A 21,183-nucleotide genomic window follows, 5' to 3' on the forward strand; every position below is an offset into this window, starting at 1 on the left:
TGTAATAACCACTTAGTAGCCACGTTCAATTGCTGATTTTCAAATGGCATGATATAGGGAGGATTTACATTATGGAACCCAAGAAAACGCCACGCGTACTGCAAAAAAACATCGAATTTTTTACCGCGGCGCTGTCTCAACACCTCGTTTCGGTCTGGCAAGAGGACCCTGCGGGCGTATACTGTGAGATAGGCTGTGGTTATATCGAATTGTTCAGTAGCGAGATGATTCGGGTGCGCAATCAGGATGGGACCCCAAGCCATTATGACCGCAATATCACCATGTTTCAGCTAATCACGAAGGATCAGCCGATATAATTATTATATGCTATGTCTGCGCTGTTCTTCCAGATTAGAATGGTTATATGTTTAATCTACCAATTTTCATATCTGTTGAATCTTGCAGTTTTCTCCGAAAAAGCGCCATAGAGCGCTTTTTTTGTCGACTTTTTTTGAACATCGTTTGGAAAAGCAGTATGATAAGAAAGCATATTACCTAAATTTAAAGGGGAATCAACCGATGGAGCATACAACATCAGATGGGCGCATCCTGGTCATGACCGCGGTTGAAGGCGAACGAGAGGCTGTGCTGCGCGGCCTGAAAGGCGACACTCGCTTTGTGGTCGAGCTGGCTGGTGTAGGCGCTCCGTCCGCAGCGGCTTCAACCGCGCTGGCACTGGCGACTGGCGGCTACCGTCTGGTCATTAGCGCTGGAATTGGAGGCGGCTTCGTGGAGGTCGCTGCTCTGGAGAGCGTCGTCGTTGCTGACACGATTATTGCCGCCGACCTGGGGGCAGAGACGGCAGAGGGCTTCAGCAGCGTGGACGAGCTGGGTTTTGGCTCCAGCCGCATTGCCGTGAACACTGCCACCGCGCAGCGATTCGTTCAGGCGTTGCGTGACGCTGGCCAAGCGGCCGTCACCGGACCGATCCTTACCGTCTCGACGGCCACCGGCACAGCGGCTACAGCGGAACGCCTAGCCAAACGCGTTCCCGGCGCTGCTGCCGAAGCGATGGAAGGTTACGGCGTAGCCGCGGCGGCTAACAGGCTGGAGCTGCCGATGATGGAGATTCGCACGATTTCTAATGCTGTTGGTCCACGTGACCGTGCAGCCTGGCGAATCAAAGAGGCTTTGCAAGCGTTGGAAGCCGCATTTTCTACATTAACGGAGGTTATATAGATGCAAATTGCTTTTTCACCTTGTCCTAACGACACTTTTGTCTTCCATGCCTTGGCGCATGGATTGATTCCGGGCGCACCCGCGTTGGATATTACATTCGCCGATATCGACATCACCAACAATCTGGCGATCACACCAGACGGACTGGATATTATGAAAATTTCGTACGCTGCACTTCCTTGGGTGCTGGATGAATACGCCCTGCTGCCTTGCGGCGGCGCACTGGGTCGGGGTTGTGGACCGCTCGTGCTGACTAAGGAAGGTTCCACTGTCGAAGGTCCGGAAGCCCTGTCCGGCAAGCGTGTAGCTGTTCCAAGTGAACGTTCTACTGCTTATCTGCTGTTCCGTCTATGGGCGGCCAAACATGTGCCTGGGGGTGTCGGCGAGATCGTCGTGATGCCGTTCGACCAAATTATGCCTGCTGTCCGTGACGGAGAGATAGATGCGGGATTGGTAATTCATGAAGCACGTTTCACATATCCGTCCTATGGACTCAGCAAGCAAGTCGATCTGGGGAATTGGTGGGAAGAAGATACAGGGCTGCCAATCCCGCTCGGAGCTATTATTGCCCGTCGTACGCTGGATCTGGACGCGATCACCAACTGGATACGTGCCTCTGTCGAATATGCCTGGAAACATCCCGAAGCTTCGCGTGAATATGTATTGTCTCATGCGCAAGAGCTATCACCCGATGTCGCCCAATCGCATATCGACCTGTACGTGAACGATTTTACTGCTAATCTGGGTGACAGCGGTTATGCCGCCATCGAAGCCTTGCTCGGTCGCGCCGCGCAGGAAGGGCTGGTGCCTCCGTTTGATTTAGCCAAACTGCGCCTTACGTCCACAGCTACACGTTAAAAGGTGCAGACATGTCATGCACGTTATCTCCTGAATAGAGCAGCTTAAACATATAAAACCTCCCGAACGAGCACATTGCCTAACCATGCGCCCCATTCGGGAGGTTTTATGATTTCATCTCATCATGCAATCTTCATGAGATCTCGCTTGATCCTTATTCTTAGCTCTGTTCTTGCTCCACGACCTCGGTCTTAAACACGTTATCCAGTTTGGTACCCAATCGTTTGACCAGCGGCACCTTGATATCCCGACTCAGCTCCTTGAAAAAAGCGTCCATGTCACAATTAATCTTATCCAACACGACCTTTACGGTGCCCTCTTCCAAAATCTGCTCATTCAGCTCCTCAGGTACCGTAACCGAGATATCATACTTCTTGCATAACGTTTTAATGTAGCGGCTAAAGATTTCGATAAGCTCCTCATTGTTGAACTTCTCAACTGCAACTTGCCCTTTGTTCGTAAATTTCAAATTCACTCTCACGTTAGCATTTCCCCTTTTCCTTTTGACCATTTATTTTGGATAAACGTTGAACCCTTCAGAGGCTCTTCAAAGAAAGGGCCTTACCGGTCGTTTTAGACTCTTGTCCTTTGATATACTAAGTATAACACATTAAGTCCGTTTTCATTTCCCAACTTGTCGTTTTATGATAAAAAATGATACATTTTGCGCATTTTCAGCATAATTTCTTTCTTTTCATGCCAATCATTAGGGATAGTTTATACACAAATACACAAGAAAACGCCTATCTCGCAAAAGAAAGACGTTTCCGTGTAGTTGCTTAAGCAATTTGTATTTATAGAGGTTTTGTACATTCCCAACCGTGTGAGCGATACTCACGCACAGCATCTCGTATATCCTCAATATCATCTGTATGCAGCAAAACAGCAGGTAGAATTACCCAATATTCATTCGCCTCTAAATCAATAAATACGTCCTCGACATCATAATATTGCATATCGCCAAATGCCGTATCCCTGATTTTCTGTCCAACCAAAGGTGTAAAAGGGGAGTCAAATGTTTTGGTCACCTTCGTGTATTCCTTCACTCCTGTTGCCGAGATTTGCTGTGAAATAATGACGCTCAATGGTGTTACCTCCCTGACCTAATAATGCTCATTATAACCTTCTCTCAGACCTTCTACAAAACCATGCGCGAAAAAAATCATAAAAATCAATAGGCCAATGCCAATGGCAACGGAGCTGATGACGATAATCAGGATGCCCTGCGTGTTTCTTTGTTCCATCTTTCTAGTCAAAATTCCGAAAACAAGGCCTATAAGTCCAAACAAGCCTCCAATGACAAAAAAACTAAATACGAATCCCAAACCTGAAAAAATCCAGCCAAACAGAGCGAGTACCCAACCCTGCGGCTGCGGCTCACTCTGTTTCATCTGCCAGCGTTCCCTCGCTGTAGGTGTGTACCTGTCCATCTCCTAGCTCCCCCGCTCAATTTGTATACTTAAGACAAAAATCTGTAAAGTCCAGCATCGGATTAACGTTAGGTTTCTTCTATTTCTGAGCGGTGAGCTTAAAAGTTCCGCCCTCCCGCTTACCAAGCGGATAATTTTGAACCGTCATTTCCACCTTCGTATTCTTATCCCAGATCGGAAGCTTGTCAGATGTACTGTACTCTTTCATAGCTATGTCGATGACTTCCTCTGCCTTCTTCGTCAATGCAGCAGAAGACATATTATATTTGCCATAACCTTGATAAGCACCACCAAAACCAAGATTAGGCTGGTTGTTCACATTCAGTAGCACACCCTTCAACTTGCCATCCTCTGCCACATCAAAAGTCACTTTTTCCAATACAAAATCATCAGTAACGACAGATGTCTGCTCTAACAGATGCGTTATAGATGACAGGTTGGCTGCTAATTTAACTTTTCCCAGTAGGGCCTCTGTATCATTTTGTTGCTTGGTTAAGGCTTGTGTTGTCTGTTTTAGCGATGCATTCGCTATAGTTAAAGAATTGACCTTCGTGTTCAGATTGTAGTTCCATACCGCCAAGGCTATACATCCTAATACAGCTACTCCTGAAATAACCGTTGCTACAACTGCCAGCTTACGAATAGACTGTGGTTGCGGCTCCACAGACTGAGTATCGCTACTTAACTCTCCCATGCCAAACTTCCTCTCTATTCATATAGTCATATTTTACTATTCCCCTCTCTGATATTCTAGTATATTTTTCCTAATTCTATATTTTCTAAGTATTTGTACAGGAATTCGTTTCATCAGCCTGCGAGCTTTGGTTCGCTCGCTTTCCGGGAGAAGCTGTATTTACCAAATACACACTGCCTGCAATCAGTACCAATCCCACTACAAATGTCAAAGTGAGGGACTCTCTGAGCATGACCATACTAAAGAGTGTGGATAGCACCGGAATCATAAATGTATATGAGCCAACGGTGCCAGCATCCCCGTTGTCGATTAGCTTAAAATAAATCATCCAGCCCATCGCAATCACGAATATTGAAATAAACAATAGAATCGCGGTAAAGGAGGCTGTCCAGTGGATATCGCTCCATTTCTCGGTCGCAAACCCAATCCCGTTGAGTATGATCCCTCCCAAAATGAGCTGCATCGTCACCGCCCAAATGGAGTCCAGTTGTTTGCTTTTTTTCTTCATATAAATCGTTCCGAGCGCCCAGCACAATCCTGAAGCTAGCCCCAACACAATGCCCAGCACAGACAAATGACCTGCCATTCCGCCTGAGCTAATCACGATCACTCCGCCAAAACCGAGTACCAGTCCTATGACCTTCAGAGGAAACATACGCTCTCCCAACCACAGCCAGGAGAATAATCCCAACAAAATCGGCTGAAGAAATACTAAAGTGGAAAATAACCCAGCAGGCAAATAACGCAGTCCTACCGTCTGCAAGCCATAGTAGCCTGCAATATTAAATATAGCCAGCACAAGATACGTCCACGCATTTTGTCTAAGGCGTAAGGTTTTCCGATTACGCATAGCGAACAACAGCAGAATCACACCACCCAGCAGCGTGCGGATTCCCGAAAAAAATATCGGCGGCGTATCTGGCAAGGCCAGCTTGGTCAACGGCCAGTTGATCCCCCATACCATCACTAATATCAAGACAAGCCACAACGTAGCTTTAGGCGTTAATTTTTTCATAGATGTCTCTCTCCTTAGATTTTCATTGCGCATTGCTTACGACTAAAATCTGAACAGCCGTTTGCAAAGTTTTGCTTTACTAGCTTATACTGTGGTCACTAATAAATAAAATGAATGTTTTCAATAAGGGAGATAACCTTTCACTTATGACTATTACTCAGATTATGATCTTTGTTCGCGTAGCTGAAACACTAAACTTTACCCAAACTGCTCATGAGCTGTATATGACACAACCTGCGGTCAGCCATGCCATCGCCAGTATCGAGAACGAGCTCGATGTCCAGCTATTGCTGCGCGACCGAAAAAAAGGCGTACTCCTGACAGATATCGGACACAAGGTGCTGCTGCAATTCCGCATGATGCTGCAAAGCATGGAAAAGGTGCAACAGCAGGTGGCCGCTGAAAAAGGCTTGGATGTGGGTACGATCACGATTGGTGCCTTTCCTTCTGCATCAGCCTATTTTCTGCCGCCAATTATTCATCATATTCGTCAGCACTATCCGAACCTTGTTTTCGATTTACATGAAGGCTCCACGAATGAAGTCAAGGAGTGGGTACATACCAGAGAAATTGAAGCGGGAATCATTCTATTGCCAGACCCTGAGGTAGATGTAATTCCTTTATGTCAGGATGACATGGTTATTCTCCTGCCTGACGGTCACCCTTTTCAATCGCGCGACAAAATCGCCATCCGAGACTTGAATCAACAGGATATGATCTTTTGTAAAGGTGGACACGAGGTAGCCATTATGGAAGGTTTTGAACGCGAACAAAGTCAGCTGCAGGCACAATTCATTACTCACAATATCAGCACCCTGGTCAGCATGGTCCGACAAGGACTAGGTATGGGCATTGTCTCTTCACTCGCCTTATCCACGTTCCCCCATGATCTGACCGTCAAGGAAACCACGCCTCTGATCACGCGTCAAATTGGTATCGCTATCCCCTCTCTACACAATGCTTCACTTGCTGTACAGTTATTTGTGCGTACTGCGCAGGAGCTGTTTACTGATTTGAAGCAATAGGGCATATGTGCAGAATTATCGAATCATCGAATACGAGGAAAAGCTGCGTGCGACAACTATTGAAAATGAAATGTGCTATACACGTATTTGGAACAATATAGATGGGGCGTTGAAGATCAATTCAGGGCATTGTAGCACGGTAAAATAGTAAAGCCTAACACCACTTGTAGAAAAGGGAACAGCCCTTTGTTATACTGGAAACAGAAGCTATACTATGTACTACGTGTCATATACCCTCACCATCAACTTTGGCTAAAATGTCTAATGGAGAATTTGTAGCAATGAGTGTCATTGCACGTATATGTGAGGAATTGGACTGTAAAATTGAAGAGGTTGTAGAGTTTATAGAGCAGCAACCATTAGATACAGCAAAAGAGCGCTAGCCTTTTTAGGGATAGCGTTCTTTCTTTTTTATAACGCAATCAAGTAAAGCCGATCATGTGTTACTACCGACAATTCATCAAGTGGAGAGTAGAAGAACCACTTAATCGGCTCCCTCCAGTGATGGGTTAGTGCATATCATTTTTTAAAGCCACTTCTTGTCGTTCTTTTTATAAGAAGATAAAAACTCTACATTCTACTAAATATATATACTTTCCGTAGTTTAGAATCCAAGTATACGCTAATCTCTCTATTTTACGTTTCATCTATATAATATTCCAAATATATATAATATCATATATTTTTTAAATATATTCATAAAAAAGAATTAATTGTATATTTTAATAGAGCTCAAATCCAATCATTTCTAGAAATGACAACAAGAATTACATAAAAATAAAATATCTTTTCAATAAGGAGATGGATTTTTTGCATATTTACAAACACTTGTTGGTAGCTCCTATCGTTCTTTCATTAACGCTAATTGGATCCGTTAATGCATTTGCAAGTGGTGAACCTTCCAATCTATTGGATTTAGAAAACTTAACACTTCCTAAAGATCATGTGATTACTCCACAAGCTTTACTTTTGGATAACGACGTTACTTTTCCAGGAGAAGGAACCTCATATTTTAATTATAACGGAACAGCTGATCTTCGGTTCTATAAAATAAATACAGGTAATAAAAGGATTCATGTTGAACTTAACTTCCCTGGAGGTTCTCGGAATTTAATGAGAATAACACTTGCTCCAGGCGAATCTACTACCAATAATTTCCCTCTATATGATGTATATGGTCCTAGTACTAACGGTCAATACTCTGTATACGTTTATAATGATGACGGTTCTAGAGGTTCATATCATATTTCAGCTCGGACGTTAGAATAAGATGTTTTTCCTTGAAATGTAATGTTTAATGTTATATTTTTAATAAATTACATTCAAAAATAACTAATTAATCACAAAAAAAAACAGGTGTCGGTATTTAACCAACGCCTGTTTTTTTATTTACATAAGCCATTTCAAATTAAAATTTTCCCTGAAACGTTCAGCATACAGTCCCTTAGTTCCGATTAACAAGGTTCTTCGCTTGGTTTCCCTGCATCTGTAGCTGTACGGAAGCTTGAACCGCAGCCGCATGTAGCTACAGCATTCGGATTATGAATCGTGAAACCGCCAGACATACCAGACTCTTCAAAGTCGATTTCCAGACCGTCCAGATAGCGGATACTATCCTTTTCCACGACTACTTTCATATCCTGTACATTCATATATATATCCTGATCCGTCTCGTTGTCGTCAAAGCCCATGGCGTACGAAAATCCGGTACATCCACCTGGCGTAACACCCAGACGTAAAAACATATTCGGCGTTTCCTGCTGCTCCAGCATTTCTTTCAGGCGTTCAGCAGCGGAATCGGTGATGTTAATCATAGCTCCATCCTCCTCTTTTACTTCATGCTCCCCTTCAGTATACTCTCTTATTTGCAGGTGCTCAAGTCATGGAATGTCCTTCCGTTACAGGCTTAAACACCTCTTTTTCTACTCGTTTGTATTGAACACCAGTGGTGTGAGGTTTATAATAGGTGAAGAGTGTGTTAAAGAAACTGTCGGAAATTTGTCATTTCAAAGGCGAAATTATGAGACATCCATCATTGTAGCCTGGCATTGTAACATTTTTCACATATCGTATATCCGCGCTGCCGGATTTTACCGACGGAACGGGACATCCTGTGCGCATCAAGCGCTTGTGCCGCTAATTCGGCGGACAGCCTCGCACAGAGCAACTTGAAGGAGGAATAGGCATGTCCACATTAGTTACACCTTTTACAGACCGCAGAATGGCGGAAATTGTAGAAAAGGTACAAAACGGGATTCGTTTGAACCTCGAAGATGGTATATATTTGTATGAAACTGACGATATTCTCACACTGGGCCAGTTGGCTAACGAAGCTAATTTACGCAAGAATGGTAAAAAGGTTTATTTTATCGAAAACATGAGCCTGTACTTCACCAATGTATGCGAAGCGCGCTGTGCGTTCTGCAATTTCCGCAAGGATCAGGGGGAGGAAGGCTCTTATACGTTGTCTGGGCAGGAAATGATTGATTATGTAGAGCAACATATCCATCCAGGCGTAAGAGAATTCCATATCGTCGGCGGTCATAATAATCATGTGCCTTTCCAATACTATGTAGATTCATTGAAGGCACTGAATGAAAAGTATCCCAACGTTACACTGAAAGCATACACTGCAGCGGAAATTGACTTTTTCACACGCATAAGCGGCTTGAGTGTTAAAGAAGTTCTTCAAGAGCTGCAAAAGGCAGGACTTCAATCTTTGACTGGTGGTGGCGCGGAAATCTTATCCGATGAATATCGGAAGAAGATGCGTGTTACCAAAGCCAATGTAGACCGCTATCTTGAAGTACATCGTACGGCCCACAATCTCGGTATGAAAACTCATACGACGATGCTGTACGGTTCAGTCGAAACTTATCAGGATCGTATTGAGCACATGCTGCAAATTCGTGAATTGCAGGATGAAACAAATGGATTTATGGTATTTATCCCACTGTCCATGCAGCCGAAAAGCAAAAACGCCAACATCATGCGCCGCAACTCTGCTTACGAGGATCTCAAAACCATTGCGATTAGCCGTTTGATGCTGGACAATATCGACCATGTTAAAGCTTACTTCATTAATATTGGTCCGCAATTGACGCAGGTCGCTCTTACCTTTGGCGCATCTGATGTCCATGGCACGATTGTGCGCGAGCAGATCAGCCATGCCGCAGGTGCGTTGACTCCTGCCGGATTGACCCGCAAAGAGCTAATCTGGCTGGTCAAAGGTGCTGGACGCATACCTGTAGAACGTGACACCTTCTATAACGAAATCGAAGTTTTCGAATAAGTGTAACATCGGATTCAGATTTCCCGCGTGCATTTTATCCCCATTACTCACACCAAGCAGCCTCAAGCTGCCCCGGAACACGTCGGTCTGTCTGCTAAAGGCAGGCCCCTTTCCGGGCTTTACAACAACAAAACTTGTGCTATATCGACAAGACACCAGACCATTTGCCGGGGACACGGTAACGAAAGGACGGCGGATTTTGATGAAAAATTTCGTTATTCTAGGGGGCGGCTATGGCGGCCTTACCATTGCCAAAGAATTGCTGGATAAACACATTCCCGACGATATTCAAGTTATTTTAGTGGATCGGATGCCCTTTCAGGGGCTGAAAACAGAATACTATGCCCTTGCGGCAGGTACCGTATCTGATTTTGATTTGCGGGTACACTTTCCAGATGAACAACGTCTTATTCGCAAATACGGAGAGGTCACTTCGATGGATCTTGAGAATAAAATGGTCCATTTTCAAGACGGTGAGCCTTTGCCCTATGACCAGCTTGTCATCGCGCTAGGTTGTACTGACCGCTTTCATAATACACCGGGAGCTGAAGAATACAGCTGTACGATCCAATCCTTTAATCATACCCGCCAAACGTATCTGCGCTTGAATGAAATCAAGCCTTATGGACATGTCCATATTGTAGGTGGCGGTCTAAGTGGGGTCGAGATTGCTGCGGAGTTACGTGAAAGCCGCGCGGATTTGAATATTACTATTATGGATCGGGGCGAGCGGGTGCTATCAGCATTTCCGCAACGTTTGTCTGCTTATGTACATGCCTGGTTCAAGGAGCATCATGTGAACGCACTAAATCATGTTGCGGTTTCCCGCATTGAGCCAGGGGCTATTTACAACCGTGACGAGCAAATTATGACCGATGCGGTTGTATGGACAGCCGGGATTCAGCCCGTTAAAATTGTGCAGGATTTAGCAGTTCCTAAAGACCCTCAGGGTCGCATCGTGCTAAATGAATATTATCAAATACCGGATCATCCTGAAGTGTACGTCGTCGGAGACTGTGCGAGCCTTCCTTACTCTCCAAGCGCTCAGGCGGCAGAGGTGCAAGGTGAGCAGATTGCCCACATTGTACGCGACCTGTGGAAAGGACAAACGCCTCACCCGCATCCTTTAAAGCTACGTGGTACATTAGGTGCACTTGGCAAGAAGGCCGGGTTTGGTTATGGCTTTATGGGCAGTACCTCTTTGCGTGGACGAGTGCCGCGTCTGCTGAAGAGCGGTGTGCTCTGGAAGTCCAAACGCCATTTTGGCTAATTGGATACTCAACAACAAAGAAGACCTGCTTCCAGAGCAGGTCTTCTTTGTTTGTTGCATCTATGAATAATACATATTTCCTACAAGAGGAAGCTGGCTTGCCGATGACTTCTATTTTTAATCCAAATCCAGGTTGTCCCATGCTTCGGCTTCTTTAATTTTGTTTAGAATCACTTCGTACAGAAGCTCTGCTGAATCTGCGGATACAATTTCACCATTAACCATCGCATAAGGCTCAGCGTTACACTGACCGCAATTGCTTAGGCAGCCGTATTCAATCACATCATAATCCGGGTTCTGTTCTAGTTTGGACATAATCTCATCGGTACCAAAATGCATATTACTGGTGCAAAATTCAATAATAGGTCTTAACATTTTTTTCACCTGCTTTGAATGACGGGCATTTTAATTTGGCCCGCTTTGTAATATAATAAATAAGGTATAGGAAAGGAGTTGAATTCTAATGAGCGAAGCACAAAGCGTTCAAATGTATGATGAAGTAGCAGACGTACTGGATAAGCTCCGTCCGTTCCTGCAACGCGATGGCGGTGACGTTGAGCTGGTTGACGTTGAAGATGGTATCGTTAAGCTGAAGCTGGTAGGCGCTTGCGGCAGTTGCCCAAGTTCTACAATTACGCTGAAGGCAGGGATTGAACGCGCTCTTCTCGAAGAAGTCGAAGGCGTCCAAGAAGTGGTACAAGTATTCTAATGCTTGATGCATAATGATCAGAGAGTCTTGACTTCGGTAACGAAGCTCAAGACTCTTTTTTGTGTTACAACGTCTAAAGGATCTCTCGATCTTATATGGTTGGCCGAATGGGGTCCAACCCTCCGGACACATCCATAATATTACCCGTTATAAAATCCGAATGCTCCTCACACAAATAGGCGATCACTCGCGCAATGTCCTCTCCGCTTCCTGGACGCCCACGCGGTGTCTCTGTATCCTGCATGCCGATGACATCGGCAATCGACTTTTCCTTGTTCGCTCCTCGGATATCCCCGGGACAGATCATATTGACCGTGATGCCATGGGGAGCTTCCTCTACAGCCAGTGACTTCGTAAAAGACACCAGCCCCACCTTAGCAGCTGCGTAGACGGCGCGATGCGGCCAAGCCCTTGCTTCTCCAGCATGACCAAAGCCAAAATGAATAATACGTCCCCATTGCTGGCTACGCATGTGCGGCAATACCAAATGATCCAGCAACATGGTACCGACCAGATTCCCCTGTATCATGGCATGAATCTCAGCCACACTGTAATCCGCAAACAGACGGCGTTCCCGGATGAACGGTCCAGCATTATTCACCATAATATCGACTCCGCCCAGCCGATCCTGCACTTCACCGATCAGCCTGGTGATATCTTCCTGAACCGAGATATCTGCTTGTAAAGACAGGCAGCGTACTCCCTTAGACTCAATTACCCGCTTAAGCGCTTCGGCTTCAGCCTGGCTATGGACATAATTCAGGGCAATGTCACAACCTTCATCAGCCAGACGCAGAGCGGTCATTTTACCTAAACCTTTGGCACTACCCGTTATGAGTGCGACTTTGTCTCTCAACAGTTTTCCTCCTCTTCACAGAGAACGGTCACCCCCAAGTATAAAATATTTAAGCAATCCCTACAACTCCAACCAAAAAGAAACCCCAGTCCTCTTGTTCAAGAGAAGCTGGGGTTTACGTTCAGCGCATTCTTAGTTTCTGCTTAAAATGCAGGGATAATTGCGCCTTGATATTTGTCTTCAATGAATTTTTTAGTTTCTGGAGATTGCAAAGCTTTAAGCAGTTTTTGGATCGCTTCGGAATCTTTATTATCAGGACGTGCTACCAGCACGTTAGCATATGGTGAATCTTTGTCTTCCAGTGCCAATGCATCCTTGGTCGGATTCAGCTTGGCTTCCAAAGCGTAGTTCGTGTTGATCAACGCAATATCCACTTCAGGCAACTGACGTGGCAGCATAGCTGCTTCCAGCTCCTTGAACTTCAGGTTTTTCTTATTTTCAGTAATATCTTTTACAGTAGCTTCAATGTTGCTAGCATCTTTCAGCTTGATCAGACCTTGTTTCTCCAACAGCAGCAATGCACGACCTCCATTGGTTGCATCGTTCGGAATGGCTACTGTTGCACCATCTGGAAGTTCATCAAGCTTTTTATATTTTTGGGAGTAGATCCCGAATGGCTCCAGATGAACCGCGCCAACAGAAACCAGATCCATTTTACGCTCTTTGTTCATCACATTCAGGTAAGGTACATGTTGATAAAAGTTAGCATCCAGTTGCTTGTCAAACAATTGCACGTTCGGCTGTACATAGTCGTTAAACTGAACGACTTGAAGACGAACCCCTTCTTTTTCCAACTGAGGCTTGATTGCTTCCAAAATTTCCGCATGAGGCACAGGAGAAGCTCCAACTTTCAGTTCGACTTCACGGGGTGACCCGCCTGTATTTTCGGCCGCATTGTTTGTATCCGATGTTGTGCTCTTTGTACCGCAAGCAGCCAGTACCGCAATTAATGTCAAGCTCAATACAGCCAATACCCATTTCTTCATGTTGTTACCCCTCCAATAATTTGTAATATTCAGGATCAGACGTCCTGATCAATAAGGATATCTATATGTTTTCCCTATTTTCGAGTATAATGCCGCACAAGGCGATCTCCCGCCATTTGCAGCAATTGAACCAATACGACCATCAACACGACCGCAACGATCATTACAGCCGTTTCGTAACGATAATAGCCGTAGTTGATAGCCAGTGTACCCAGTCCACCGCCCCCGATCATCCCGGACATTGCCGTGTAGGATACGAGTGTAACGACGGTAATGGTTAATGCGGCGAGCAGGCCCGGCAGTGCCTCACGTAACAGCACACGCCGGATAATTTGTCCTGTCGAAGCCCCCATCGCTTGTGCAGCTTCAATGACACCCTTGTCCACTTCACGCAGTGACGTTTCGACAAGACGTGCGAAGAAAGGAGCAGCCCCGATAACCAATGGCGGAATGGTTCCCAGCACCCCGGTCGAGGTACCTACCAACGATCGTGTAAAAGGAATAAGTGCGACGATCAAGATGATAAATGGTACGGAACGCAAAATGTTAACGACGAAAGATAATACAACGTATATCACCTTCATCAGAGTCAACGAGGAACGGCTTGCCAGAAACAACAATATACCGAGCGGCAAACCAATAACGAGGGTGAACAATGCAGATGCCCCGAGCATCTGAAGGGTTTCCAGAGTAGAATTCCCTAGCTCTTCCCAACTCACTTGCGAAAAATCAAGTTCGCTCATTGTCCGATCACCTCCACATCGAGTCCTTGCCCTGACACTTCGCGCAGCGTATGTTCTATATCTGAATGGTTTCCTTCAAAACGAACGATCAGCTGTCCATACGGTACGTTTTTAATCGTAGAGATGGTGCCCTGTAAGATTGCAAAATCAACACCTGTACTTCGAGCCGTACGCGATAGAATTGCATCATAAGTTTTACTGCCCAAGAAGGAGATACGTACCACCTGTGCCGATTCGCCGCTTCCTGCGGCAGCAATCGCTGCTTGTAACTCCTCGGGATGTTCTGCCTCCCGCTGGATAAAGTCCTTAGTTACCTGGTGCTGTGGCTTCAAAAACACTTCCGCCACCGGACCTTGCTCCACGATATCGCCCTGATGAATGACACCAACTCGATCACATATACTTTGAATGACATGCATCTCATGAGTAATCAATACGATGGTCAAATTAAAGCGCTGGTTAATATCCAACAGCAATTTCAGGATAGACCCTGTCGTCTGCGGATCAAGCGCAGACGTCGCTTCGTCACACAGCAGCACATGCGGATCACTAGCCAGTGCCCGTGCAATCCCTACCCGCTGCTTCTGTCCACCTGAGAGCTGTGACGGATATTTTCCACTGTGTTCTTTTAGCCCCACCAGTTCCAGCAGCTCGCGAACTTTCTTGTCCAGCTCCTGCTTTGGGGTATTTACCAGCCGCAATGGAAATGCAATGTTGTCATACACTGTCGCCGAAGACAACAAATTAAAATGTTGAAAAATCATTCCGATTTTTCGGCGTTGCTTCTGTAACTGGGCTTGACTCACAGTCACAAGGTTAACCCCATCTACCCATACTTCGCCTGAAGTAGGGCGTTCCAATAAATTAATACAGCGGATCAACGTACTTTTGCCCGCCCCGGAATGACCAATCACCCCGAATATTTCTCCACGCTTTATAGAAAGGTTCAACCCGGACAACGCATTAACGCGTCGGTTACCTTTACCATAATGCTTGGTTAATTGCTTAAGCTCTATCAACGTGCTGCGACCTCCTTCACTTCTTTCTTACCCTGTTAACCAGTTGTCATCTCTCGGGATTGTATAAAATCACTATTTATTTATACAAAAAAGAGCCCCTTTCACAGAATGAAAAGGGCCCCACCTTGCGAACCTTTTCTCATCTGCCAAAATCGCTATAACTCTAGCGGTTTTGTAGGAATTAGCACCATATGTTCCCTCCCGGTGCATTACACCGGGAAAGAACGGGTTGCCGGGCTTCATCGGGCCAGTCCCTCCACCTCTCTGGATAAGAAAAATATGTTAAACTCCAGCTTTAGCTGTCCGTTAAGTTTATATAAAAAAATAATTCAAGCATTTTTCTGAAACTAGGTTTCAGTATAGATAGTTTACATTGCTTTGTCAAAGGATATTTTCTGTCATAATTATGGGCGCACTGCCCGGTTCTCCCATTGTTTCGCAGTATAAGAAAATGCGTTTGATAGCGACCGGCATACCATTTCCAAGCCCTGCTGCAAATCTTCCAGATGGTGATCAAGGTCCTCCAGTTGGATTTTGCCATATAAAGCACGGTGACGTTGCCAGAGATCATCCTGCATTTCCGTGTTCATATAGTGTATTTCCGTATTTCGACGCTTACGCAGGCGATTGATGGCATCGTTGTATGTGTCCTTAATATCATTCAAATTATCAGTCAATACAGGATGCATTTTGAGATATTTGAGCTGTCTCAATACAGTAAAATAAGAATAATGTACCTTATACTGCCCTGTTTTTAAATCATATAAATCATTCATCCAGTTACCAAGCTTATCCAAAATAGAGAATACCCGCACAAACCCATCCTTATAAAAGAAAACATACAAAGCATAATCGGATTTTTCATCCTTGCTCATATCTTCAGCGTATCCGGCTTTCACTTTCATACGGAAAAAGGCGGCAGCATGATGGCTCTGCTCCAGTTCATCCAAAGACGACATCAGACCACGTGTTAAAATATCCGCCTTCCGAAAGTCATGGGTAGGATCACCACTGGCCTGGATTTGCCGTTCCAGCAAATGTAACATGTCTGACATGCTATTCATGGCATCCAGCAGGACGCCATGATTTTCACGTGGGGGCTCGCCCAACAGCTTGCGTATCATGCTTCACGCCTCCTTCATATCTGTAAAATCCGGCTGTTAGATGCTTGAATAGGCGTCAAGCGAAATAACTCGTCCACCGTTGATCTACAAGCTTAACTATATCCTCACGCGGTAGCACCTCATCAGGGTAGCCTGGCTTCATACGTGCATCCACTACAATCGGCAGCTTATAGTTCAGGTGATGCAAACGTACTTCGCTGTCGGCGTACATATCTGTAGCCGGGTTAAAGCGTGTGAATACCGTCCACAGGAACGAGGCTTGGGAGCGAACAACTTCTTTGGCATCGTCCACGATAAAGACAAGCGGCCACTCTTGCTCACCCGCAGCTAATCGCTCCAATACACGCGCAGCGAGTTCAGGCTCCTGCTCAAAGGACGAGCCGGATATAACGAGGCAACCTCCGCAATAGGGTTCGATTTCACGAATTCCCGGCAGATCGCCGCCTTCATAAACGCGAGGCAATTCACGCACAGGCTCGCCTACCCCCATCAGAATCGCCTTGCTGCCGTGATTCAGCTTGCGGCCCGTGTAATCGAGTGTATCGTGAGACGTATGGTTAAAAATAAACAGATCTCTGGCTGGATTAAATCGCTCCAAAATGGTTTCTAGCAACAGGTTAAAGTCGGATAAATCGATCACCCGATCCGTCAGCATCAGGAATTTGGTCAACGACAATTGACCTTGACCCAGAATGGTAAAGCCGGATACCAGCGCTTCACGGGAGTAGCTTTCACGTACGACTGCCGCTGCCAGCGCATGTACACCTGTTTCTGCATATGCCCATAACGACTTGACAGAAGGCATCACAAGCGGATAGGCGGGCGACAACAGACGTTGCAAAAATTCGCCGAGATAGTAGTCTTCCTGCCGTGGCTTACCTACAATGGTTGCCGGATAAATGGCATCTTTGCGGTGATGCATATGTTTGACATGAAACACAGGGAAATCATGTTGTAATGAGTAATAGCCAAAATGATCGCCAAACGGCCCTTCCGGGCGACGTTCATGAGGCGGCACATAGCCGCTGATCGCAAACTCGGCTTCTGCCGGAATGCGATGGCCTCCAAGCGGGTCTTCTGTCATGGGCAGCTTGCCCCCCATAATCAGAGAAGCCAGCAACAGCTCTGGCAAGTTTTCCGGGGCAGGAGCAATGGCAGACGCAATCAGAGCAGGCGGGCCACCGATGATGATCGTCGTAGGCAACGGCTCATTACGCAGCTCTGCCTCATGATAATGGAAGCCGCCGCCTTTATGGATTTGCCAATGAATCCCTGTCGTCTGATCATCATAAATCTGGATGCGATACATCCCCAAATTATGGTCCTTGGACTGGCCTGGCTTTTCGGTATACACGAGCGGAAGCGTAATGAACGGTCCTCCATCCTCGTGCCAACTGGTTACTCTAGGCAGCGGAGCCAGCGGAGCATCCGTACGGCGAACGCCCAATACAGGAGCTTCGTTATGAGATACTGTTTTTAGTCCTACTTTTAGCATGTCCTTAATCAGGCCACGTTCATTCCACAATGCTTTGGGTGTAGGTGGAAGCAACGTTTTAGTTGCACCTACAATTGCATCCATCAGTTGCTCTGGACGAGGTCCAAAAGCCATGTCCACACGGCGATTCGTGCCGAACAAATTACTGGCTACAGGAAACGGGGTTCCTTTGACATTGGTAAACAGCAGTGCCGGACCCTCTTCCTCAATGACTCTTCGGTGGATCTCAGCCAGCTCCAAATAAGGATCGACAGGTGCCTCTATAATTTTAAGATCATTTTCTTTTCGCAGCGCTTCAATAAATTGGCGCAAATTCTGGTAGATCAACTGGATGATTCCTCCTAAGCAAATCAAGCCCTCGAGAAACTCGTGGGCCTGGTTTGTTTCTTATGATGTTATTATACGTGTTTCAACGCCTCTTGGGCAAAAATACGTTTCATAATGATCTACGAAATGCCTAGGTACGCTGTGCTTGGGTCGGAACAAGCTTGCGGTCCGGTGACAATTGCCATACACGATAGCTCAGATAAGCCAAAATGGAGAACAACGATGCAATCACCAGCATATGTCCCAGCACGATAAACATATAAATTTCAGGTCTGTTGACGTACAGCAGGATAATGCCAATCACCACTTGAAGTATGATCAATACGACCGATACGACACCTAGGGTACGAATATCCCGGTGATTCGGGTGATAACGGTAGGAGTAGTGACCCACAGCCAAAATAATGACGAACAGCAGTCCGGCTGAAATCTGATGAAGCAGCAGTGGAGATATGAAGCCCCCAATATTTACAACCTTCTGGATGACCGAATGACTAAGCAACGCTCCTGAATAAACAGCAATATAGGTATAGATCGTTGATAGCCATATAAAGTTACGATAGCCCCGACTGACACGCCCTGGAATCAGACGTGGAGTGTAGCGTGAATCCGCATGCTCCTGCCAGGCTCCCAGCGTCATCATAGTCGCACTGGCAAAAGCGATAAGCGCAAAGCCAAAATGCAGTCCCATGACTGCAGCCGATTGGGAGAAGATGACAGCCAACGCCCCCATCGCACCTTGTATGATAACAAACAATAGCGTAAGCAACGAGAATAGCTGTAAATCCTTCCGATGCTTCATAAACAGCAAAAAGCCGACAAACGAGGCGATAGAAAGAATTCCGGCCATGGCACTGACGGAGCGATGAGAGAACTCAATAAGGGACGCGATGGTATGTGCCGGAACCAGCTTACCATTACAAAGCGGGAATTCTCGTCCACAGCCGAGACCCGAATCCGTTCGCGTCACGACACCTCCACCGAAGGTAGCCAAAAACATGACAATACATGTTACGAGTGCCAGCCATTTTAATATTCTAATTTTGTTATTCAATGAATTCACCCGTATCCTTCCAAATATAATATTTATTCACTTTAGATGTTGTGAAATGATCACTTAAAGTAATTATAACTGATATATCGTTCCTTGACATACGAGCTTTGTTGACAAAATGTGAACGTGTCCGTAAGAAAGCCGCCTCCTTCGGAAGGAAGCGGCTTTCTGTATATCGTGATGATCAGGTTTCCCTTCGGAGCCCTCATACATACCATTATCAATTATTTTGCCAAGTTAGCATGGACTTCTACAGCCCGGTCCAAAAACTGCTCAATTTCCTCCCGGGATTTACGCAGTCTGTTCACCAGACGTACCAGTTCTCGCCCTTCACTGTAAGCGATAAAGCTGGGAATTCCTAGAACATTTTGCTCTTGACTAACACTTTCGGCCTGTTCTACATCAATCTCAATTAATGTAAGCTTGTCTGCATATTGTTGTTCCACATCAGGCATGAACGGATCAATAAAATGACAATCCCCACACCAGTCCGCCTTAAACACAGCTACCGTTACACCTGGAGTGGATATTGCCTTATTAAAGTCTTCATGAGAGACGATTTTTTGCATACCTAATTCCTCCTTGAACTTCATTTATGCAGGAAATCCTGTACTTTCCATTGTAACGCCAAGTGAAGTTTTTGCACACTCCCCTATTCTGCTCACATGCCGATTGGAAGCCCTCTCATTGAGGCATACTAAGATATACTTAAGAATCCACATAAGCGACGACATTCTAACAGCATACCCAATATACTTGGTGGAATACGGGAATGCCTGCACTTGAAAGGAGGTTATTACACATGTCTCTCACCGAATGGCTCCATGTGGCATCTCGACAGCTCCAGGGAGGGCTAAAGTTACTAGGCTCCGTTCCACGTGTTGCGGAGGAGGCGTGGGAAGGCAAACGTGCGGCCTGGACCGAATCCCGTAAACTACGTTATCCCTTACGTGATCTGCCGTGGGATTATCATTCGGCACAGGCTGCCATGAATGAAGCTGAAGCATTAATGCTGCTGAACAAACCCGCTACGCGTCCCTCTTCTCTCAATATGCCCTTATGCGAAACAGACTGTGAGCTGCTGGAGCGGATCAAGAACGATACAGCACAGGAGAATCGCAGCAACATCACGCGAACTGCCGCTTACCTCGAATGCTATCGTGGCTACCCGGAATTACACTGGGCATTACTGGCCCATCTGGTTTCTCGTAATGGCGGCTATAATATGACTGATCTGAAAGGGGAGCTCATTGGCAACCTGTTCGGCGAACAGGAAAAGGAGTGGCTGTATCGACTACTTGAGCGCAGTAACGCCCTTATTTTTCAGGACGCTTACCCCCAGTTGCAGCTTTACATGCACAGCCGTCATTTGGGACGAAGTTGCTTCCATTTGTTGCCTTACTTTCACGTTTCGCCATTCATGAGGCCCTTTTGGGAACGTTTCTGGGCTTGGCGGGATAGTTCTCTTTTGACGGTGGCGCTTATTATTAATGAACAAAACTATATTGAAGGACGTGTCGTGAAAGATCCGTATTTTCAAAAATTTGTGACACACAAGCCGGGCTTTTATTTGCATGACTGGCTACAGCTCAATCAAATTATATTTCCGCTTGGGCTAAACGGTGGACTTGCCGGACTTGTCATGGAGCGTTTTGGCCATCTGGACGAGCGAATCGGCTTTGGCAAAAGTCTCTACGCTATGTTATTTGGCCATCAGCAGGTACTGGAGCAGGTATCCGCATTTGCTGCCAGCGTGCCGCATACCGGTTCTCGCAGCGACTATTGGCCCGGTCTATTCACTCCAAATGAACAAAAAGTGCTGCGCTCTCCAGAAGAGAGTGCAACGCTTTTAGCACATGAATGGCTCCCGCCAAGTCAACGTCTGTACAGCCCGGAGCTACACGCCGTTTGGTCAGATACAGCCTATGATCCGATTCCCCGTTATGACTGGTTTCAGGACGGTTCTACGCTTGGGCATATCAGTGAACCAAGACGGCCTCTGTTATTTGCCATGCGCCATGAGCATCGCCACGGCATTCAAAAAACAGCAATGGCCCATGATGCCCATAACAGCTTGCGGTCCTTCCACTGAACAGATCGAAGACTC

26 protein-coding genes and 1 riboswitch are annotated in these 21,183 nt (G+C 46.0%); of the genes, 11 read left to right on the plus strand and 15 right to left on the minus strand.

Going from position 1 to position 21,183, the window contains the following annotated elements:
• The first annotated feature begins 71 nt into the window (after positions 1-71).
• The 3 genes from ACN6NF_RS20190 to ACN6NF_RS20200 all read left to right on the plus strand — a co-directional run bounded on the left by ACN6NF_RS20190 (position 72) and on the right by ACN6NF_RS20200 (position 2,037).
• Complete coding sequence (locus ACN6NF_RS20190; RefSeq protein WP_016820022.1) at positions 72-317, plus strand: hypothetical protein; 246 nt, start codon at positions 72-74, stop codon at positions 315-317.
• A 202-nt stretch (positions 318-519) separates the two neighbouring features.
• Positions 520-1,179, plus strand: a complete 660-nt coding sequence (locus tag ACN6NF_RS20195) for a futalosine hydrolase (protein ID WP_474319403.1) — start codon at positions 520-522, stop codon at positions 1,177-1,179.
• Positions 1,180-2,037, plus strand: coding sequence for a 1,4-dihydroxy-6-naphthoate synthase (locus ACN6NF_RS20200; RefSeq protein WP_474319303.1), 858 nt, complete (start codon positions 1,180-1,182; stop codon positions 2,035-2,037).
• A gap of 160 nt (positions 2,038-2,197) precedes the next feature.
• Here the strand turns inward: ACN6NF_RS20200 and ACN6NF_RS20205 are convergent, their stop codons facing one another.
• The 5 genes from ACN6NF_RS20205 to ACN6NF_RS20225 all read right to left on the minus strand — a co-directional run bounded on the left by ACN6NF_RS20205 (position 2,198) and on the right by ACN6NF_RS20225 (position 5,176).
• On the minus strand, positions 2,198-2,518 hold the full coding sequence (locus ACN6NF_RS20205; protein ID WP_474319305.1) for a hypothetical protein: 321 nt from the start codon (positions 2,516-2,518) through the stop codon (positions 2,198-2,200).
• A 313-nt stretch (positions 2,519-2,831) separates the two neighbouring features.
• Complete coding sequence (locus ACN6NF_RS20210; protein WP_474319307.1) at positions 2,832-3,122, minus strand: hypothetical protein; 291 nt, start codon at positions 3,120-3,122, stop codon at positions 2,832-2,834.
• An 18-nt stretch (positions 3,123-3,140) separates the two neighbouring features.
• A complete protein-coding gene (locus ACN6NF_RS20215; protein WP_016820018.1) occupies positions 3,141-3,467 on the minus strand; it encodes a hypothetical protein in 327 nt (108 codons plus the stop codon).
• A gap of 79 nt (positions 3,468-3,546) precedes the next feature.
• Positions 3,547-4,161, minus strand: a complete 615-nt coding sequence (locus ACN6NF_RS20220; RefSeq protein WP_474319309.1) for a hypothetical protein — start codon at positions 4,159-4,161, stop codon at positions 3,547-3,549.
• Between the two features lie 85 nt (positions 4,162-4,246).
• Positions 4,247-5,176, minus strand: a complete 930-nt coding sequence (locus tag ACN6NF_RS20225; RefSeq protein ID WP_474319311.1) for a DMT family transporter — start codon at positions 5,174-5,176, stop codon at positions 4,247-4,249.
• Between the two features lie 146 nt (positions 5,177-5,322).
• Between ACN6NF_RS20225 and ACN6NF_RS20230 the strand changes: the two genes are divergently transcribed.
• The 4 genes from ACN6NF_RS20230 (at position 5,323) to ACN6NF_RS20245 (ending at position 7,470) form a co-directional block, all read left to right on the plus strand.
• Entirely contained in the window at positions 5,323-6,201 is an 879-nt protein-coding gene (locus ACN6NF_RS20230; protein WP_474319313.1) for a LysR family transcriptional regulator, read from the plus strand.
• Positions 6,202-6,208: 7 nt separating this feature from the next.
• Entirely contained in the window at positions 6,209-6,349 is a 141-nt protein-coding gene (locus ACN6NF_RS20235) for a hypothetical protein (RefSeq protein WP_457874563.1), read from the plus strand.
• A gap of 100 nt (positions 6,350-6,449) precedes the next feature.
• Entirely contained in the window at positions 6,450-6,584 is a 135-nt protein-coding gene (locus tag ACN6NF_RS20240; RefSeq protein WP_025365763.1) for a helix-turn-helix domain-containing protein, read from the plus strand.
• Between the two features lie 427 nt (positions 6,585-7,011).
• Positions 7,012-7,470, plus strand: a complete 459-nt coding sequence (locus ACN6NF_RS20245) for a hypothetical protein (protein ID WP_474319315.1) — start codon at positions 7,012-7,014, stop codon at positions 7,468-7,470.
• A gap of 185 nt (positions 7,471-7,655) precedes the next feature.
• Here ACN6NF_RS20245 and ACN6NF_RS20250 read toward each other — a convergent pair whose 3' ends face one another.
• Complete coding sequence (locus tag ACN6NF_RS20250) at positions 7,656-8,015, minus strand: HesB/IscA family protein (protein ID WP_016820013.1); 360 nt, start codon at positions 8,013-8,015, stop codon at positions 7,656-7,658.
• A gap of 371 nt (positions 8,016-8,386) precedes the next feature.
• On the opposite strand from ACN6NF_RS20250, the gene mqnE reads away from it, so the two are divergent.
• Both mqnE and ACN6NF_RS20260 read left to right on the plus strand, forming a co-directional pair.
• Positions 8,387-9,493: an aminofutalosine synthase MqnE gene (gene mqnE / locus ACN6NF_RS20255; protein WP_016820012.1), complete on the plus strand. Its 1,107-nt coding sequence runs from the start codon at positions 8,387-8,389 to the stop codon at positions 9,491-9,493.
• A 202-nt stretch (positions 9,494-9,695) separates the two neighbouring features.
• Positions 9,696-10,763, plus strand: a complete 1,068-nt coding sequence (locus tag ACN6NF_RS20260; protein ID WP_340865443.1) for an NAD(P)/FAD-dependent oxidoreductase — start codon at positions 9,696-9,698, stop codon at positions 10,761-10,763.
• A gap of 117 nt (positions 10,764-10,880) precedes the next feature.
• On the opposite strand, the gene ACN6NF_RS20265 is transcribed toward ACN6NF_RS20260, so the two are convergent.
• Positions 10,881-11,138, minus strand: a complete 258-nt coding sequence (locus ACN6NF_RS20265; protein ID WP_016820010.1) for a YuzB family protein — start codon at positions 11,136-11,138, stop codon at positions 10,881-10,883.
• Between the two features lie 88 nt (positions 11,139-11,226).
• Between ACN6NF_RS20265 and ACN6NF_RS20270 the strand changes: the two genes are divergently transcribed.
• Complete coding sequence (locus ACN6NF_RS20270) at positions 11,227-11,472, plus strand: NifU family protein (protein WP_013372910.1); 246 nt, start codon at positions 11,227-11,229, stop codon at positions 11,470-11,472.
• Between the two features lie 91 nt (positions 11,473-11,563).
• Here the strand turns inward: ACN6NF_RS20270 and ACN6NF_RS20275 are convergent, their stop codons facing one another.
• The 8 genes from ACN6NF_RS20275 to ACN6NF_RS20310 all read right to left on the minus strand — a co-directional run bounded on the left by ACN6NF_RS20275 (position 11,564) and on the right by ACN6NF_RS20310 (position 19,645).
• On the minus strand, positions 11,564-12,328 hold the full coding sequence (locus ACN6NF_RS20275) for an SDR family oxidoreductase (RefSeq protein WP_016820009.1): 765 nt from the start codon (positions 12,326-12,328) through the stop codon (positions 11,564-11,566).
• A gap of 143 nt (positions 12,329-12,471) precedes the next feature.
• Positions 12,472-13,314, minus strand: a complete 843-nt coding sequence (locus ACN6NF_RS20280) for a MetQ/NlpA family ABC transporter substrate-binding protein (protein ID WP_016820008.1) — start codon at positions 13,312-13,314, stop codon at positions 12,472-12,474.
• 74 nt (positions 13,315-13,388) lie between these two features.
• Positions 13,389-14,057, minus strand: a complete 669-nt coding sequence (locus ACN6NF_RS20285; RefSeq protein WP_016820007.1) for a methionine ABC transporter permease — start codon at positions 14,055-14,057, stop codon at positions 13,389-13,391.
• Positions 14,054-15,076, minus strand: coding sequence for a methionine ABC transporter ATP-binding protein (locus ACN6NF_RS20290; RefSeq protein ID WP_031462167.1), 1,023 nt, complete (start codon positions 15,074-15,076; stop codon positions 14,054-14,056). Before ACN6NF_RS20290 ends, ACN6NF_RS20285 begins: the two co-directional genes overlap by 4 nt.
• Before the next feature lie 136 nt (positions 15,077-15,212).
• A riboswitch (SAM riboswitch) is annotated at positions 15,213-15,351 on the minus strand.
• Between the two features lie 129 nt (positions 15,352-15,480).
• Positions 15,481-16,200, minus strand: coding sequence for a Cthe_2314 family HEPN domain-containing protein (locus tag ACN6NF_RS20295; protein ID WP_474319318.1), 720 nt, complete (start codon positions 16,198-16,200; stop codon positions 15,481-15,483).
• Positions 16,201-16,255: 55 nt separating this feature from the next.
• Entirely contained in the window at positions 16,256-18,022 is a 1,767-nt protein-coding gene (locus ACN6NF_RS20300; protein WP_017427280.1) for a UbiD family decarboxylase, read from the minus strand.
• A 130-nt stretch (positions 18,023-18,152) separates the two neighbouring features.
• Positions 18,153-19,085 carry a COX15/CtaA family protein gene (locus ACN6NF_RS20305; RefSeq protein ID WP_013372916.1) on the minus strand — a complete coding sequence of 311 codons (933 nt, stop codon included), beginning with the start codon at positions 19,083-19,085 and terminating at the stop codon, positions 18,153-18,155.
• A 215-nt stretch (positions 19,086-19,300) separates the two neighbouring features.
• The gene (locus ACN6NF_RS20310; RefSeq protein ID WP_013372917.1) at positions 19,301-19,645 is read right to left on the minus strand and encodes a thioredoxin family protein; all 345 of its coding nucleotides are present in this window, start codon (positions 19,643-19,645) and stop codon (positions 19,301-19,303) included.
• A gap of 233 nt (positions 19,646-19,878) precedes the next feature.
• On the opposite strand from ACN6NF_RS20310, the gene ACN6NF_RS20315 reads away from it, so the two are divergent.
• A complete protein-coding gene (locus ACN6NF_RS20315; RefSeq protein ID WP_474319320.1) occupies positions 19,879-21,168 on the plus strand; it encodes a DUF2515 family protein in 1,290 nt (429 codons plus the stop codon).
• Positions 21,169-21,183: the final 15 nt, after the last annotated feature.

The sequence above is a fragment of the Paenibacillus sp. TSM33 genome (assembly GCF_056099025.1).

What these genes read in the sequence shown, in the direction of transcription:
- ACN6NF_RS20225 (WP_474319311.1), bottom strand. Translation starts at nt 5,176, where the DNA reads ATGAAAAAATTAACGCCTAAAGCTACGTTGTGGCTTGTCTTGATATTA.
- ACN6NF_RS20280 (WP_016820008.1), bottom strand. Translation starts at nt 13,314, where the DNA reads ATGAAGAAATGGGTATTGGCTGTATTGAGCTTGACATTAATTGCGGTA.
- ACN6NF_RS20230 (WP_474319313.1), top strand. Translation starts at nt 5,323, where the DNA reads ATGACTATTACTCAGATTATGATCTTTGTTCGCGTAGCTGAAACACTA.
- ACN6NF_RS20315 (WP_474319320.1), top strand. Translation starts at nt 19,879, where the DNA reads ATGTCTCTCACCGAATGGCTCCATGTGGCATCTCGACAGCTCCAGGGA.
- ACN6NF_RS20220 (WP_474319309.1), bottom strand. Translation starts at nt 4,161, where the DNA reads ATGGGAGAGTTAAGTAGCGATACTCAGTCTGTGGAGCCGCAACCACAG.
- ACN6NF_RS20190 (WP_016820022.1), top strand. Translation starts at nt 72, where the DNA reads ATGGAACCCAAGAAAACGCCACGCGTACTGCAAAAAAACATCGAATTT.
- ACN6NF_RS20250 (WP_016820013.1), bottom strand. Translation starts at nt 8,015, where the DNA reads ATGATTAACATCACCGATTCCGCTGCTGAACGCCTGAAAGAAATGCTG.
- ACN6NF_RS20310 (WP_013372917.1), bottom strand. Translation starts at nt 19,645, where the DNA reads ATGCAAAAAATCGTCTCTCATGAAGACTTTAATAAGGCAATATCCACT.
- ACN6NF_RS20285 (WP_016820007.1), bottom strand. Translation starts at nt 14,057, where the DNA reads ATGAGCGAACTTGATTTTTCGCAAGTGAGTTGGGAAGAGCTAGGGAAT.
- ACN6NF_RS20295 (WP_474319318.1), bottom strand. Translation starts at nt 16,200, where the DNA reads ATGATACGCAAGCTGTTGGGCGAGCCCCCACGTGAAAATCATGGCGTC.
- ACN6NF_RS20265 (WP_016820010.1), bottom strand. Translation starts at nt 11,138, where the DNA reads ATGTTAAGACCTATTATTGAATTTTGCACCAGTAATATGCATTTTGGT.
- ACN6NF_RS20260 (WP_340865443.1), top strand. Translation starts at nt 9,696, where the DNA reads ATGAAAAATTTCGTTATTCTAGGGGGCGGCTATGGCGGCCTTACCATT.
- ACN6NF_RS20215 (WP_016820018.1), bottom strand. Translation starts at nt 3,467, where the DNA reads ATGGACAGGTACACACCTACAGCGAGGGAACGCTGGCAGATGAAACAG.
- ACN6NF_RS20200 (WP_474319303.1), top strand. Translation starts at nt 1,180, where the DNA reads ATGCAAATTGCTTTTTCACCTTGTCCTAACGACACTTTTGTCTTCCAT.
- mqnE (WP_016820012.1), top strand. Translation starts at nt 8,387, where the DNA reads ATGTCCACATTAGTTACACCTTTTACAGACCGCAGAATGGCGGAAATT.
- ACN6NF_RS20270 (WP_013372910.1), top strand. Translation starts at nt 11,227, where the DNA reads ATGAGCGAAGCACAAAGCGTTCAAATGTATGATGAAGTAGCAGACGTA.
- ACN6NF_RS20195 (WP_474319403.1), top strand. Translation starts at nt 520, where the DNA reads ATGGAGCATACAACATCAGATGGGCGCATCCTGGTCATGACCGCGGTT.